The following is a 14,662-nucleotide window of genomic DNA, read 5'->3' on the forward strand; positions in this document are numbered from 1 at the left end:
GTCACCGGCAGGTCGGCGACTGCTCACCGACCTGCGTGAGCGCTCCGCTCGCACGGGCGGGCAGGTGGTCGACCGCCTTCGCGGGCGCATCCTCGACCGCGGTCTGGGCAGCAACAGTCTCGGCAGCAACAGTCTCGGCAGCAACAGTCTCGGCAGCAGCGGTCTCTGCGGCGGCCGGCACGAGGGGGTCCGCCGCGCGCGCCTGCCTCCCGCGCACCGCTCCCAGCAGGAGCAGTCCCACCGCGGTCAGCACGACCCCGATCAGCGCCGAGGCGAGGAAGCCCGCCTGCGGGCTCGCCCGGTCGATCGCCACGCCGATCAGCGGAGCGCCGAGCGCGCCGCCCATCGTGCTCGCCGTGCCGCTCCACCCGAGGACCTCACCTCGGCGACGCTCGGACACGGAGGCGACGAGGGCGGCGGTGATGGAGGAGAGCGCAGGTGCGCAGAACAGGCCCGCGATCACCACGGCGACGGCCACGGTCCACACGCTCCCGGCGAAGGCCGCCGGGATGGTCAGGAGGGACATCGCCAGCACGAGGGCGAGCGGCGGCAGCGAGCGGTGCGAGGCGCCGTAGACGAGCCCGCCGATCACCGAGCCGAAGGCCCACACGGCGACGACCCAGCCGATGGCCTCGCTGGCTCCCTGGTCCTGCAGCTGGGCCACGATGCTCAGGTCGGTCCCCGTCAGCACGAGCGAGGCGGCAGTCCCTGCCGCGAGGATCGCCCAGATCCGTGGCGAGCGCAGCGGCGACCGGTCGTCGTGGTCGAGCGCGCCGGGATCATCCGCCGTGACCTCCTGCTCGCTGCGCGTCGGCGGGTTCGTCCAGATGAGCACGACACCGGCGCCCACCGTCGAGGCACCGATCGTCAGCAACGCGGCCGTCGTCGAGACCTGTGTGGCGAGCAGCACGCCGAGCACGGGACCGAGCATGAAGGTCAGCTCGGCGCACACCGAGTCCAGCGCGTACGCCGTCTTCTGCTCCGCCGGTGGGACCAGGACGGCGAGCGACTGCCGCACCACGGAGAACACGGGCACCAGGAACGCGCCCGCGACGAACGCTGCGACGACGAGCGCCTGGTAGGCCAGGTGCGGTGCCGCGATCCACACCGCCGACTCGACCAGGACCGTCGGCACGAGCGCCCGGCGCAGCCCGATCCGGTCGACGCGCCGGCCACGCCACGGCGCACCGATCGCCATGCCGATCGTCATCGAGGCGGTGACCACCCCGGCCGCGCCATAGCTGTAGCCGAGCGTGCTCGTGACGTGCAGCGTGACCACCACACCGGTCGCCGCGTGCGGGATCCGGGCGACGAGTCCGACCAGGACCAGTCGCAGGACCGCAGGGCGCGCGAGCAGACGCGAGTAGGGGGTGAGGGACACCCCACGATCGTCGCACGAGGCACGCAGGCACCCATGCACCCCCAGGCCCGCGACGTCCGGAACGCCCCGGAACCTCCCGGCGCAGCACCGTCCGGCGTGAGCGGGCGCACCCTATCCTGGCCGGATGACCAGCGGACCCGCGCCAGACGGCACCACCCCGTCGCTGCCGACCGTTCCCGCTGCGCCGACCCCTCCGTACGCGCCGGCCACGCACCTGATCCTGCCTCTCGAGAGCACCGCGACCGACGCCCCGCCGAACCGGCGCAGACCGGCGGTCGCGGTGCTGGCCGTCGTCCTGGTCGTGGTCGTGGCCATCTCGACCCTGCTCGTCGTCCGCATGGTGCGCACGACGCACGCCTGGGAGAGCTCGGCCTCCCAGTGGGAGTCGCTGGCACGTACGCACGGCGAGGACCTCGCCACGACCAGGGCCGACCTCGACGGGGCACTGGCTGAGCTGGCCTCCACGCAGGACCAGCTCGCGACCGCCCAGGCGCGCATCACGGCCCTCGCCGACGAGAAGGCCCAGCTCGGCGACACGAGCGAGTCGCAGCGGCAGCTCGCCGACTACCAGGCGCGCGTCTCGGCAGCCGCGGGCACCGTCGCCACAGCGCTGACCACCTGCGTCGACGGCCAGCAGAAGCTCATCGGCTACCTCAAGGACGCCGCGTCCTACGACCCGGCCGACCTGGCGCGGTTCGAGCAGGACGTCGAGACAGTGTGCACGGCCGCGAAGGACGCCAACACCGCGCTGCAGCAGGAGCTCGACCGATGAGGTCGTCCGGGCGTCGCCTCAGGTGCGTCGCCTCCCTCGCGCTCCTCGGGTCGCTGACCGGTTGCGCGGCGCTCGACGCCCTGCCCGCGATGCCCTCGCCGGTCCCGACGAGCGTCGTGCCGAGCACCGTCCCGCAACCGACCCCCACGTCGAGCGGCAACCTGTCCCCCGACGGGTTCGACCTGGCGCAGCGGATCACGGTGCGGATCCGCAACGTCGGGTGCGGCTCCCTGTCCACAGGTACCGGGTTCGCGATCGACGAGCACACCCTGGTCACGAACCGGCACGTCGTGGCGGACTCGGCCGAGCTCCAGCTGAGCACCTACGACGGACGTGACGTGGCGGTCTCCGCCGCGAGCACGGCCGCTCTCGCCGACCTGGCGATCGTGCGAACCGTGGACGCCCTGCCCGCATCCCCCGAGCTCGCCGCCGACGACCCCGCCGAGGGTGACCCGGTGACCATCGTCGGCTACCCGCTCGGCGGGCAGCTCACCCTCACGTCCGGGACGGTGGTGGGCTCCACGACGGACCCGCTGAACGAGAACCTGGGCGACGTGCTCGTGACGGATGCGCCCGTCGAGCCCGGCAACTCCGGCTCAGCGGCGCTCGATGCCGACGGGCGCGTCATCGGCGTGGTCTACGCCAAGAGCTCGGACGGGTTCAGCTACGTGGTGCCTGTCAGCACGCTGCGCGCGATGCTGGGTGACGAGACCTCGTTCTCCCCGTCCACGTCCTGCACGACCGGCTGACCCGGAGGTCACCATGCCCGACACCCAGCGCTTCGACCCGACCGCGATCGTGCGAGCCGCGAGCGACACCCTCACCGTCCGACGGGTGTTCGGCGAGGCCTACGAGCGCGACGGGGTCCTGGTGATCCCGGTGGCCAAGGTGATCGGCGGGACGGGCTCGGGCGGCGGAACCGGCGCGCACCGACCGGAGTCCGACACCGAGCCGGGCAGCGCCGGCCCGGCCAGTGAGGGCGAGGGCGGCGGAGGCGGCTTCGCCGTCCGGGTCCGGCCCGTCGGCGTCTACGTCATCGACGAGCACGGCACGCACTGGCGCCCAGCGCTCGACCTGAACAGGGTGATCCTCGGTGGCCAGGCCGTCGGGGCGCTCGCGATCACCGTGCTCGGGACGGTCCTGGCGGCGCGCGGCCTCGGTCGGCTCCGGCGACGCTGAGCGCCGACCGTTACGGACGAACCCTCAGACCCCGCGCAGGCGCAGCTCGAGCGAGTCGACCCTGTCGCTGACGACGTCCGAACCCGCGAGCGCGGCGTTGACCTGGGCGAGCACCGCGTCCAGCCGGTGGCGGTCCAGGCCGGGGACGAGGCCGAGGACCACCGCCACCTCGGCGCGCACGCCGGGTGCGACATCCGCCTCGACGACCTCGCGGACGACCCGCAGCGCGTCGACGACGGCAGCCCGCACGTCCGGGTCCACCCGAGCGCTCGGGCCCCCACCGTGCACGGCGGGCACCCATGGCAGCCGGCGCGCGAGCGCCCACACGGCCGTTCGCGGCAGCAGCGCCGTCACCGGACCTCCGGGATCGACGACGACGACCTCCCAGCCCTCCTGCACGGCCGACAGCGCTGCGCGGGCGACGTCGCTGGGCACCGGCCGGGCGTCCGCACGCCAGGCGGCGAGCGTCGCCACGGACGTGAACACGGGCAGCGCCGTCCGCCCGTCCGGGGCGCGCAGCGCGACGACGCCGGCGGAGGCCTCCTTGTCGACCGTGTGCTCGACCCCGTCGCGGACGGCCGTGCCGGCGACGTCCAGCTCGGCCATCACCGGCACGAGCACCCGTGTACCGACCAGCGCCTGCACGACCTCGGCGAGCGAGCCGCTCCCGTCGGCGTACGCCTCGAGGGCCGAACGGACGGCCGGGGCCGCCGATCCGTCGTCGGAGGCGAACGGGGAGGACGGCGGCAGCTCGCGCAGGACCACGGTCAGGGCCGCCCGGCGACGTCCAGCGCCTGGGGCAGGGTGAAGGCGCCGGCGTACAGCGCCTTGCCGACGATCGCACCCTCCACGCCGACGGGGACGAGGGTGCGCAGCGCCGCGATGTCCTCCAGGCTCGAGACACCGCCCGAGGCGATGACCGGGGCGGCCGTGCGCTCGCACATCTGACGCAGCAGCTCGATGTTGGGACCGCGCAGCGTGCCGTCCTTGGTCACGTCGGTGACCACGTATCGGGCGCAGCCGGCGTCCTCGAGCCGGGCGAGCACCTCCCACAGGTCGCCGCCCTCCTTCGTCCAGCCGCGGGCCGCCAGCGTCGTGCCCCGTACGTCGAGGCCGACCGCGATCTGGTCGCGGTGGCTCGCGATGACCCGCGCGGTCCACTCCGGGTCCTCCAGGGCGGCCGTGCCGAGGTTGACCCGGGTGGCACCGGTGGCCAGCGCCCGGGCGAGCGACTCGTCGTCCCGGATGCCACCGGACAGCTCGACCTTGACCCCCTTGCCCGCGAGGTCGGCCGTGACCTCTGCCAGCAGGGCGGCGTTCGAGCCCCGCCCGAACGCGGCGTCCAGGTCGACCAGGTGGATCCACTCGGCGCCGCCGGCGTACCAGTCGAGCGCGGCGGCCAGCGGGTCGCCGTAGCCGGTCTCGGACCCGGCCTCGCCCTGCACGAGTCGGACGGCCTGGCCGTCCGCGACGTCGACGGCGGGCAGCAGCTCGAGGCGATCGGTCATGGTGGTCTCCTGCACGTGGGTTCGTTCCTGCGGTGCGTGCCGGGGTCAGCGCAGCGTGCCGACCCAGTTGCGCAGCAGCTGGGCTCCGGCCTCGCCGGACTTCTCGGGATGGAACTGCGTGGCCGCCAGCGGACCGTTCTCGACGGCGGCGACGAACCGTTCCCCGTGCTCGGCCCAGGTCACCAGCGGCGGGACCAGGCGGGGATCGTCGGGGGCAGCGTCGGTCAACGGGAACGAGCGGGCCGCGTAGGAGTGCACGAAGTAGAACCGCTCGTCACCGATGCCCTCGAACAGGACCGTGCCGGCCGGCGCCTCGACGGTCGCCCACCCCATGTGCGGGACCACCGGTGCCTGCAGGCGGTCGACCGTCCCGGGCCACTCCCCCAGCCCGTCGGCCCGAACGCCGTGCTCGACGCCCTCGGCGAACATGATCTGCATGCCGACGCAGATGCCCAGGACCGGCCGTCCTCCGGCGAGGCGCCTGTCGACGACCTGCCCCCCGCCGACCTCGCGCAGCCCGGCCATCACCGCGGCGAACGCCCCGACCCCCGGCACGACGAGCCCGTCGGCCTCCTGCGCGGCGGTCTTGTCGGCGGTCAGCTCGACCTGGGCGCCGACGCGCTCGAGCGCACGGACGGCCGAACGGACGTTGCCGAAGCCGTAGTCGAGGACGACGACGCGAGGCTGGGACACCAGGTCAGGGTACCCGGCTGCCTGCGACGGGCGCCGTCCCCGTCCAGCCCTGGGACGCTCGCGGTCAGCCCTTCGGCTTCTTCGTCACCGAGGTGAGCAGGCGCATCGCGCGCCACCGGGACAGGCCGACGCTCGTGACGACCCCGTCGAGCTGGTCGACCGGCGCGTCGTGCAGCAACAGGTCCTCGAGCACCTGCGGCGCGTCCGAGAGCACCAGGCCCGAGGGCAGCTCCTCGACGAGCTCGCCGTTGCTCCACTGGGTGGCCGTGACACGTTCGGCCCGACGTTCGAGCAGCACCACCGGCAGGTCACGCAGCCGCTGGGAGACGGCCCGGGTGGCGGTCGCCGCGTCGGCGGGGTCCCGCAGCACCGCGATCGCGCCGATGGGTGAACCGACGGCGTCGACATCGACCTTGGCGAGCGCGCACACGGCGGCGAGCGGCCCGGGGACCGCGACCTGCGTCACGACGAGCGCGACCGAGGGCACCTCTTGCGCGGTCAGTGCGCCCAGGTCGTCGGGGACGACGAACTCGGGCTCGGCGTCGGCAGCGCCCGCAGTGGGTTCGGACCCCTCAGGGTGCTGATCGCCCGAGTCAGCGGCGTCGCGCGCGGTGTCCGGCTCGCCGTGGGCCGTGGCGTCGGCCGTCGCCTCGGACCCTCGCGTCACCTCAGGCCCGTCGGTGTCTTCCGGATGCGCCCGCGGGCCCTGTGACTCGACAGCCGGCAGGGCGTCGAAGAGCGAGGACAGGTCGTCGGGGATCTCGATGCCCGCGAGCGCGTCCTGCTCGTCGTCGCGCTCGTCGGGCCCGATGCCCGTCACAGTGCGCCCTTCGTCGACGGGATGCCGTCCACCCGCGGGTCGAGCGCGACGGCTGCCCGCAGCGCGCGGGCGAGCGCCTTGAACTGCGCCTCGACGATGTGGTGCGGGTCCCGGCCGGCCAGCACGCGCACGTGCACGGTGAACGCGGCGTGGTGCGCGATCGACTCGAGCACGTGCCGCGTGAGGGAGCCCGTGAAGTGCCCCCCGATCAGGTGGTACTCCTGCCCCTCGGGCTCACCGCTGTGCACCAGGTACGGGCGGCCGGACACGTCGACCACGGCCTGGGCGAGGGCCTCGTCGAGCGGGACCGTCGCGTCGCCGTAGCGGGCGATGCCGCGCTTGTCGCCGAGCGCGACGCGCAGCGCCTCGCCGATGACGATCGCGACGTCCTCGACCGTGTGGTGCGCGTCGATGTGTGTGTCGCCCGTGGCACGCACGGTCAGGTCGATCAGGGAGTGCTTGCCCAGTGCGGTGAGCATGTGGTCGTAGAACGGCACCGTCGTCGAGATGTCCGTCCGACCCGTGCCGTCCAGGTCCAGCTCGACGAGCACGCTCGACTCGCTGGTCGCACGCTCGATGCGCGCCGTCCGCCGCTGCTGCTCGCCGCTCACAGTCCCGCCACCTCCACCAGGGCGTCCTTGAACGCCGCCGTCTCCTGCGGCGTGCCGACCGACACCCGCAGCCATCCCTGCGGCCCGACCTCACGGATCAGCACCCCGCGGTCGAGCAGACCCTGCCAGACCGCGCGCCGGTCCGTGAACGTGCCGAAGAGCACGAAGTTGGCGTCCGAGTCCGCGACCTGCAGGCCGTGCGCACGCAACCATTCCACGAGCGCGTCGCGTTCGTCGCGCAGCGCGCCGACCTGGGCCATCAGCTCGGGTGCGTGCGCCAGCGCGGCGCGCGCCACCGCCTGCGTCACGGCGGACAGGTGGTAGGGCAGCCGCACGACGCGAAGCGCGTCCACGAAGGCCGGGGCAGTCGCGAGATAACCCACCCGGGCGCCCGCGAGGCCGAAGGCCTTGGACATGGTCCGGCTCACGGCCAGGTGCGGGTGGTCGGCCAGCAGCTCGAGCGCGGAGGGCGTACCTCGACGGCGGAACTCGCCGTACGCCTCGTCCACGACCACGACGCAGCCGCCGGGGACCTGCGCGGCAGCGTCGAGCACGGCGAGGACCGTCTCGCGCGCAAGTGCGGTCCCCGTCGGGTTGTTCGGGCTGGCCAGCAGGACGACGGACGGGTGGTGCTCGGCGATCGCCGCTCGCGCGACTCCGGCGTCGAGGCTGAAGTCGTCCTCGCGGCGGCCGGCCACCCACGCGGTCGACGTGTCGCGGGCGTACTCGGGGTACATCGAGTATGTCGGCGCGAAGGACAGCGCGGTGCGTCCCGGACCGCCGAACGCCTGCAGGACGTGCAGCATGATCTCGTTCGACCCGTTCGCGGCCCACACCTGCTCGGGAGCCACCGCGACACCCGACTCGGCGAGCAGGTAGGCGGCCAGGTCGGCCCGCAGCGCCGGGAAGTCCCGGTCCGGGTACCGGTTGAGGCCCGCGGCCGCCCGGGTCACGGCGTCGGCGATCGAGGCGATGACCTGCGGGGACGGCGCGTAGGGGTTCTCGTTGACATTGAGCAGGTACGGCACGTCCAGCTGCGGGGCCCCGTACGGCTCGAGCCCCGCCAGCTCGGGACGCAGCGGCAGCACGGGACGGGTGAGGTCGGCGGTCACGTGCCGATCCTAGGTTCGTCGGGCGACCCCGCGCCGTCGCCGCTCACGTCCCGGTCAGGTCGCGCCGGTTCCGGTCGGCTCACCCCGCGGGCACACGTGCCGACGTCACACGGCGGGCCGCTGTCCCGACCGCGCACGTGCGCTCAGAAGCGCGCCCGGACCGCCTCGCCGTGCGCGGGCAGCCCCTCGGCGTCGGCGAGCGCGACGATCCTGCCCGCGACCGCGGCCAGGGCGTCCGCGTCGTACTCGACGACCTGGACCGCGCGCACGAACGAGTGCACACCGAGCCCGGACGTGAAGTGCGAGCACCCGCCGGTGGGCAGCACGTGGTTGGACCCGGCCATGTAGTCGCCCAACGACACGGGCGAGTACGGACCGACGAAGATCGCACCGGCGCTCGTCACACGTTCGGCCACGGCTGCGGCGTCGGCCGTCTGGATCTCCAGGTGCTCGGCGCCGTAGGCGTTGACGACGGCCAGGCCTGCCTCGAGGTCGTCGACGAGCACGATCGCGGACTGCCGACCGGCCAACGAGGTCTGCACGCGTGCGCTGTGCCGGGTGGCCGCGGCGCGGTCGACGAGCTTGGCCTCGACCGCGCCGACGAGCTCGACCGACGGGGTGACCAGCACGGACGCCGCGAGAGGGTCGTGCTCGGCCTGCGAGACGAGGTCGGCGGCGACGTGGTCGGCGTCGGCGGTGCCGTCGGCGAGGATCGCGATCTCGGTCGGTCCGGCCTCGGAGTCGATGCCGACGACCCCGCGCACGAGACGCTTGGCCGCCGTGACGTACACGTTCCCGGGGCCGGTGATGACGTCGACCGGCTCGCACAGGGTCTCGCCGTCGACGTCCTCGCTGCCGACCGCGCCGTAGGCGAGCATCGCGATCGCCTGCGCCCCGCCGGCCGCGTAGACCTCGTCGACCCCGAGCAGCGCGCACGTGGCGAGGACGACCGCGTCGGGCAGGCCGCCGTTCGCCCGCTGAGGCGGCGACGTGACGGCGAGCGCACCCACGCCGGCCTCCTGCGCGGCGACCACGTTCATCACGACCGACGAGGGGTACACGGCGAGCCCGCCGGGCACGTACAGCCCGACGCGTCGCACCGGGATCCACCGCTGGCGGACCTGCGCACCGGGCGCGACCTGGACCGTGAAGTCGGCGGGCTTCTGCGCGCGGTGCACCTGGCGCACGCGTCGGATCGTCTCCTCCAGCGCGGCGCGCACCTGCGGGTCGAGGGCGTCGACCGCGGCCTGGACCTGCGCGGCCGGCACCCGCACGTGTGCGGGGCGCACACCGTCGAAGCGCTCGGACAGGTCCCGCAGGGCCGCGGCCCCGCGCGCGTGCACGTCGGCGAGGATCGGGGCGACGACGTCGGCGGCGTGCTCGACGTCGACCTCGGCTCGGGGCAGCTCGGCGAGCAGCTCTCGGCGGGACAGCGTGCGACCGCGCAGGTCGATGCGGGAGATCACACGAGGAGTCTAGGCGCGCGGGATGACGCGCACCGTCCGCGTCCGGCGTCCGTCGCCCTGGCAGGATGGTCCCGTGACCATCGTGCCGATCTCTGACGACTCCATCCGCCTCGGGCAGTTCCTCAAGCTCGCCGGGCTGGCCGACTCGGGGGCCGATGCGCGGGCGCTGCTCGAGGCGGGCGAGGTGCGAGTCAACGGCGAACCCGACAGCCGCCGCGGCCGCCAGCTCCGCAAGGGCGACGTGGTGGAGGTCGACGACCCCCGCGGGTCGAACTCCGCCGCGGTGGGCTGACCCGGACCCCTGCACGTCCGAGCCTCCGGGACGCCCGGGGCTCGGCGTACTGCGCATCAGTCCGGTGCGGCGGCGGCCCGGTACGCGGGGATGAGCTCGGTGAACCGTGCGTCCCAGTCGCGGATCGCGATGCCCGCGAGGTGGTCGGCGAGCTGGTCCAACGACGTGTGCCAGCCCGCGCCGTAGCCGACGGCCTGAGCGGTCTCGAGGCGCGTGTGCACGAGGACGAGCACCGCGCGCTCCCCCACGTCGCTCGCCGGTGCCGGCTCGACCCGGACCTCGACCTCACTCGGCCGCTCACCCGGGAAGCACCACTCGACGGCGAACGACCGCGGCGGGTCGCACGACTGCACGACGCCGGTGGCGTTCTGGTCGGAGGCGGAGTCGTCGGCGCCCATGCGCAGCTCGAACCGGCCGCCCGGGACGAGGTCGCCGTAGACGGGCCCGAGCCAGCGGGCCAGCCGACCCGGCTTCGTCACGGCGTCCCAGAGGTCCGCCGGATCGGTCGGGTACCCGCGGCGGAAGGTCACGGACGCGGAACCGTCCAGTCGCAGCGCGCCGAGCACAGTGCCCGCCGTGCGGCCATCGGGCGCGATGCCGCGCGTCGCCGGGTCGTTCGTGCTCGTGCCGTCCATCGTCATCATGTCCGCCTCTCGATGTCGCCGTCACGGTCCGCGGCGGTCACCGGGGCCGCCCCACTCCGTCCCCTGTGCCCTCGCGCGACCTCGGTGCCCAGGGCGTCGAGCCGCTGGTCCCAGAACCGCCGGACGCCGTCGAGCCAGGCCTGCATGTCGTCGAGCGCCTCCGGTCGGACGGCGTACAGCCGTCGGGCGCCGTCGACCTCGGCGGCGACGAGTCCCGCCTCGCGCAGCACGCGCAGGTGCCGGGACGCGGCGGGCTGGCTGATGCCGAAGTCGGCACCGACCGCGGCGGCGAGCTCACCCGCCGACCGCGAGCCGTCGGCGAGCAGCTCCACGAGCCGCCGCCGCACGGGATCTCCCAACGCGTCCATCGCCTGCACGATCCGATGTTTCCACTGCGGGTTATATAGCGCAAGGCTTAAGTGAGGTGGATGCTCTCCGTCGTCGCGTGCGCCGACGCCCGCCTGGAGCGCCAGGTCGTGCGGGATGCCGTCGTCGAGCTCGACCTGCCCGCCGGCGTGCAGCGGTACGGCGTCCCCTGAGGGACCCGCTCAGGCGGACTGCAGGCAGCTCGGGCCGAGCAGCGCCTTGAGGTCGCCGAACAGCGACGGTGAGCGTTCCACCCGCAGGCCGTCCTCCAGCCGCATCACCGTGGCTCGCCCCGGCTGGGTCAGCCGCAGGTGCACCTCGGTCACGCCCGGGTGCGTCGAGAGCACCTCGCGCAGCCGCTCCACGACGGGCGGCGTGCACCGCCCGACCGCGAGCGAAACGACGACAGGGGCGTCCGCACCCTGCGAGACGTCCGGCAGCGAGACCTCCATCGCCTGCAGCTGCATCTGGTCGTCCCGTCGGCGCACCCGTCCGCGGATCACCACGACCGCGTCCTCGGCGAGGACCGTGGAGTACGCCAGGTAGGTCTCGCCGAAGAACATGACCTCGACGCCGCCCTCCATGTCCTCGATCGTCACGGCGGCCCACGGGTTGCCCTGCTTCGACATCTTGCGCTGAAGCGACGTGATCAGCCCGGCCACCACGACCGTCGAACCGTCCGGGCGGGCCTCGTCGGCGTTGAGCGTCGCGATCGAGACGTCGGCCGCGGCCGACAGCACGTGCTCGAGCCCGGACAGCGGGTGGTCGGAGACGTACAGGCCGAGCATCTCGCGCTCGAACTGCAGCCGTTGCTTCTTGTCCCAGTCCGGCAGGTCCGGGATCGTGACCGCGAACCCGGTGGCCTGGTCGTCCCCGCCCATGAGGTCGGCGAACAGGTCGAACTGACCCTCCGCCTCCTTGCGCTTGACGCCGATGACGGAGTCGACCGCCTGCTCGTGCACCAGCAGCAGGGCCCGACGCGGGTGCCCGAGGGAGTCGAACGCGCCGGCCTTGATGAGCGACTCGATGGTCCGCTTGTTGCAGACCACCGCCGGGACCTTGTCGAGGAAGTCGGTGAAGGACGTGAACGCACCCTTCTCCTCACGGGTGCGCACGATCGCGTCGACCACGTTCGCGCCGACGTTGCGCACCGCGGTGAGCCCGAACCGGATGTCGACGCCGACCGCGGTGAACAACGCCGACGAGGAGTTCACGTCCGGCGGGAGCACGGTGATCCCCATGCGACGGCACTCGCCCAGGTACAGCGCGGACTTGTCCTTGTCGTCGCCGACCGAGGTCAGCAGGCCCGCCATGTACTCGGTCGGGTAGTTGGCCTTGAGGAAGGCCGTCCAGTACGAGACCACGCCGTAGCCGGCGGAGTGCGCCTTGTTGAAGGCGTAGCCGGCGAACGGGACGAGCGTGTCCCACACGGCCTGGATCGCGGCCTTGGAGTACCCGCGCTCGTTCATGCCCTTCTCGAAGGGCACGAACTCCTTGTCGAGGATCTCCTTCTTCTTCTTGCCCATGGCCCGGCGCAGCAGGTCGGCCTGGCCGAGGGAGTAGCCGGCGAGCACCTGGGCGGCCTTCTGCACCTGCTCCTGGTACACGATCAGGCCGTAGGTGCCGTCCAGGACCTCGGCCAGCGGGGTCTCGAGCTCGGGGTGGATCGGCGTGATCGGCTGCAGCCCGTTCTTGCGCAGCGCGTAGTTCGTGTGCGAGTTCATGCCCATGGGGCCGGGCCGGTACAGCGCGATGACGGCCGAGATGTCCTCGAAGTTGTCGGGGCGCATCTGGCGCAGCAGGGCACGCATGGGCCCGCCGTCGAGCTGGAACACACCGAGCGTGTCACCGCGGGCGAGCAGCTCGTAGGTGGGCAGGTCGTCGAGCGGGATGTCCTCGAGCTCGATCGGTTCCTTGTCGTTGGCGACGATGTTGCGCAGCGCGTCGTCGAGGATCGTCAGGTTGCGCAGCCCGAGGAAGTCCATCTTGATCAGGCCGAGGCCCTCGGACGTCGGGTAGTCGAACTGCGTGATGACCGCGCCGTCCTGCGGCCGCTTCATGATCGGGATGATGTCGATCAACGGCTCGCTCGACATGATGACGCCGGCCGCGTGCACGCCCCACTGGCGCTTGAGGTTCTCCAGCCCGCGCGCCGTCTCCAGCACGCGCTGCGCCTCGGGGTCGGCCGCGACGACCTGACGGAACTCCTCGGCCTCGGCGTACCGCGGGTGCTCCGGGTCGTACATGCCCGACAGCGGGATGTCCTTGCCCATCACGGGCGGAGGCATCGCCTTGGTGAGCTTCTCCCCCATGGCGAACGGGAACCCGAGCACGCGTGAGGAGTCCTTGAGCGCCTGCTTGGCCTTGATGGTGCCGTACGTGACGATCTGCGCGACCCGGTCGTCGCCGTACTTCTCGGTGACGTACCGGATGACCTCGCCGCGCCTGCGCTCGTCGAAGTCGACGTCGACATCGGGCCAGGACACGCGCTCGGGGTTGAGGAACCGCTCGAAGATCAGCCCGTGCTTCAAGGGGTCCAGCTCGGTGATGCCCATGGCGTACGACGCCATCGAACCGGCGGCAGATCCTCGGCCGGGCCCGACGCGGATGCCCTGCTCCCGGGCCCAGCCGATGAAGTCGGCCACGACGAGGAAGTAGCCGGAGAACCCGAGCTGGACGATGACGTCCGTCTCGTAGACCGCCTGCGCGCGCACGTCGTCGGGCACCTGGCCCTTGTAGCGCTTCTGCAGGCCGCGCTCGACCTCCTTGATGAACCAGGAGTTCTCGTCCTCGCCGTCCGGCACCGGGAAGCGGGGCATGTAGTTGGCGCCGGTCGGGAACTCGACCTGGCAGCGCTCGGCGATCAGCAGCGTGTTGTCGCAGGCCTCGGGCAGCTCGGCCCAGGTGCGCCGCATCTCCTCGGCCGACTTCACGTAGTAGCCGTCGCCACCGAACGCGAACCGCGACCCGCCCTGGTCGTACGTCGGCTCGTCGAGCGACGACCCCGACTGCACCGCCAGCAGCACCTCGTGGGCGTGCGCGTCCTCCTTGCGCGTGTAGTGCAGGTCGTTGGTGGCCACCAGGGGCGCACCGATCTGCTCGGCCACACGCAGCAGGTCCTTGAAGACCCTGCGCTCGATGTCGAGCCCGTGGTCCATGAGCTCGACGAAGAAGTTCTCCTTGCCGAACAGGTCCTGCAGCTCGCCGGCCGCACGCAGCGCCTCGTCGTAGTGCCCCAGCCGCAGGCGCGTCTGGATCTCCCCCGAGGGGCAGCCGCTCGTCGCGATCAGGCCCTCGTGGTACGTCTGGAAGAGGTCGCGGTCCATGCGGGGCCACTTGCCCATCTGCCCGTCCAGCGAGGCCAGCGACCCCATCCGGAACAGGTTGTGCATGCCCTGCGTCGTCTCCGACAGCAGCGTCAGGTGGGTGTAGGCGCCGCGCGCCGAGACGTCGTCGGAGGCCTGGTGCGCCTCGCCCCAGCGCACACGCGTCTGGTCGAACCGGCTGGTTCCCGGCGTGACGTACGCCTCGACCCCGATGATCGGCTTGACGCCGTGAGCCTTGGCCTTGGAGTAGAACTCGTACGCGCCGAACAGGTACCCGTGGTCGGTGATCGCGATCGACGACTGGCCCAGCCGCTCGACCTCGTCGAACAGCTCGCCGATGCGCGCGGCGCCGTCGAGCATCGAGTACTCCGTGTGCACGTGGAGGTGGACGAAGTCAGATCCTCCCGATGCCATGCCGGTCATCCTAAGCGCCGCCGCCGACACCTCCCGCCGCCCGGACGCGACGCCCGCACCTTCCCGGGTCGGCCCCCT

The 14,662-nt window shown here is 72.8% G+C and carries 15 protein-coding genes; 4 read left to right on the forward strand and 11 right to left on the reverse strand.

Annotated features, from left to right (window positions below; translation table 11 throughout):
- Nucleotide 1: 1 nt before the first annotated feature.
- Nucleotides 2-1,381 (reverse strand): MFS transporter, encoded by a 1,380-nt coding sequence (locus tag BKA22_RS18455; RefSeq protein WP_146952370.1) that lies wholly within the window; start codon nt 1,379-1,381, stop codon nt 2-4.
- 124 nt (nt 1,382-1,505) lie between these two features.
- Here BKA22_RS18455 and BKA22_RS18460 point away from each other — a divergent pair, with 124 nt between their 5' ends.
- From BKA22_RS18460 to BKA22_RS18470, 3 genes are read left to right on the forward strand one after another with little or no spacing between them, the layout of a single operon-like run.
- Nucleotides 1,506-2,153 carry a hypothetical protein gene (locus tag BKA22_RS18460; RefSeq protein WP_223203505.1) on the forward strand — a complete coding sequence of 216 codons (648 nt, stop codon included), beginning with the start codon at nt 1,506-1,508 and terminating at the stop codon, nt 2,151-2,153.
- Entirely contained in the window at nt 2,150-2,902 is a 753-nt protein-coding gene (locus BKA22_RS18465) for a S1C family serine protease (RefSeq protein ID WP_146952369.1), read from the forward strand. The genes BKA22_RS18460 and BKA22_RS18465 overlap by 4 nt, the downstream gene beginning before the upstream one ends.
- A 13-nt stretch (nt 2,903-2,915) precedes the next feature.
- Nucleotides 2,916-3,332, forward strand: a complete 417-nt coding sequence (locus BKA22_RS18470; RefSeq protein WP_146952368.1) for a spore germination protein GerW family protein — start codon at nt 2,916-2,918, stop codon at nt 3,330-3,332.
- Between the two features lie 24 nt (nt 3,333-3,356).
- Here BKA22_RS18470 and BKA22_RS18475 read toward each other — a convergent pair whose 3' ends face one another.
- The 7 genes from BKA22_RS18475 to hisD form a co-directional block, all read right to left on the reverse strand.
- Nucleotides 3,357-4,097, reverse strand: a complete 741-nt coding sequence (locus BKA22_RS18475) for an SseB family protein (protein ID WP_146952367.1) — start codon at nt 4,095-4,097, stop codon at nt 3,357-3,359.
- Nucleotides 4,098-4,099: 2 nt separating this feature from the next.
- Nucleotides 4,100-4,840, reverse strand: a complete 741-nt coding sequence (gene priA, locus BKA22_RS18480) for a bifunctional 1-(5-phosphoribosyl)-5-((5-phosphoribosylamino)methylideneamino)imidazole-4-carboxamide isomerase/phosphoribosylanthranilate isomerase PriA (RefSeq protein ID WP_146952366.1) — start codon at nt 4,838-4,840, stop codon at nt 4,100-4,102.
- Nucleotides 4,841-4,885: 45 nt separating this feature from the next.
- Nucleotides 4,886-5,533 carry an imidazole glycerol phosphate synthase subunit HisH gene (hisH, locus tag BKA22_RS18485; RefSeq protein ID WP_223203504.1) on the reverse strand — a complete coding sequence of 216 codons (648 nt, stop codon included), beginning with the start codon at nt 5,531-5,533 and terminating at the stop codon, nt 4,886-4,888.
- 64 nt (nt 5,534-5,597) lie between these two features.
- Nucleotides 5,598-6,353, reverse strand: coding sequence for a hypothetical protein (locus BKA22_RS20000; protein WP_223203503.1), 756 nt, complete (start codon nt 6,351-6,353; stop codon nt 5,598-5,600).
- On the reverse strand, nt 6,350-6,964 hold the full coding sequence (gene hisB, locus BKA22_RS18495) for an imidazoleglycerol-phosphate dehydratase HisB (RefSeq protein ID WP_146952364.1): 615 nt from the start codon (nt 6,962-6,964) through the stop codon (nt 6,350-6,352). Before hisB ends, BKA22_RS20000 begins: the two co-directional genes overlap by 4 nt.
- Nucleotides 6,961-8,076, reverse strand: coding sequence for a histidinol-phosphate transaminase (locus tag BKA22_RS18500; RefSeq protein WP_146952363.1), 1,116 nt, complete (start codon nt 8,074-8,076; stop codon nt 6,961-6,963). Before BKA22_RS18500 ends, hisB begins: the two co-directional genes overlap by 4 nt.
- Nucleotides 8,077-8,219: 143 nt before the next feature.
- A complete protein-coding gene (hisD, locus tag BKA22_RS18505; RefSeq protein ID WP_146952362.1) occupies nt 8,220-9,542 on the reverse strand; it encodes a histidinol dehydrogenase in 1,323 nt (440 codons plus the stop codon).
- Nucleotides 9,543-9,615: 73 nt separating this feature from the next.
- Here hisD and BKA22_RS18510 point away from each other — a divergent pair, with 73 nt between their 5' ends.
- Nucleotides 9,616-9,834, forward strand: a complete 219-nt coding sequence (locus tag BKA22_RS18510) for an RNA-binding S4 domain-containing protein (protein ID WP_223203502.1) — start codon at nt 9,616-9,618, stop codon at nt 9,832-9,834.
- Between the two features lie 56 nt (nt 9,835-9,890).
- Here BKA22_RS18510 and BKA22_RS18515 read toward each other — a convergent pair whose 3' ends face one another.
- The 3 genes from BKA22_RS18515 to dnaE form a co-directional block, all read right to left on the reverse strand.
- Nucleotides 9,891-10,478 (reverse strand): SRPBCC family protein, encoded by a 588-nt coding sequence (locus BKA22_RS18515; protein WP_223203501.1) that lies wholly within the window; start codon nt 10,476-10,478, stop codon nt 9,891-9,893.
- A complete protein-coding gene (locus BKA22_RS18520; protein WP_146952360.1) occupies nt 10,475-10,846 on the reverse strand; it encodes an ArsR/SmtB family transcription factor in 372 nt (123 codons plus the stop codon). Before BKA22_RS18520 ends, BKA22_RS18515 begins: the two co-directional genes overlap by 4 nt.
- 180 nt (nt 10,847-11,026) lie before the next feature.
- On the reverse strand, nt 11,027-14,584 hold the full coding sequence (gene dnaE / locus BKA22_RS18525) for a DNA polymerase III subunit alpha (RefSeq protein WP_146952359.1): 3,558 nt from the start codon (nt 14,582-14,584) through the stop codon (nt 11,027-11,029).
- Between the last annotated feature and the right edge of the window lie 78 nt (nt 14,585-14,662).

Source organism: Cellulomonas soli (genome assembly GCF_013409305.1).
In the GTDB taxonomy this organism is placed as follows: Bacteria; Actinomycetota; Actinomycetes; order Actinomycetales; family Cellulomonadaceae; genus Cellulomonas; species Cellulomonas soli.

Bases quoted from the DNA above. Each gene is read 5' to 3' on its own strand.
- BKA22_RS18460 (WP_223203505.1), top strand. From the start codon at position 1,506: ATGACCAGCGGACCCGCGCCAGACGGCACCACCCCGTCGCTGCCGACC.
- BKA22_RS18515 (WP_223203501.1), bottom strand. From the start codon at position 10,478: ATGATGACGATGGACGGCACGAGCACGAACGACCCGGCGACGCGCGGC.
- BKA22_RS18470 (WP_146952368.1), top strand. From the start codon at position 2,916: ATGCCCGACACCCAGCGCTTCGACCCGACCGCGATCGTGCGAGCCGCG.
- BKA22_RS18465 (WP_146952369.1), top strand. From the start codon at position 2,150: ATGAGGTCGTCCGGGCGTCGCCTCAGGTGCGTCGCCTCCCTCGCGCTC.
- priA (WP_146952366.1), bottom strand. From the start codon at position 4,840: ATGACCGATCGCCTCGAGCTGCTGCCCGCCGTCGACGTCGCGGACGGC.
- dnaE (WP_146952359.1), bottom strand. From the start codon at position 14,584: ATGGCATCGGGAGGATCTGACTTCGTCCACCTCCACGTGCACACGGAG.
- BKA22_RS18520 (WP_146952360.1), bottom strand. From the start codon at position 10,846: ATGGACGCGTTGGGAGATCCCGTGCGGCGGCGGCTCGTGGAGCTGCTC.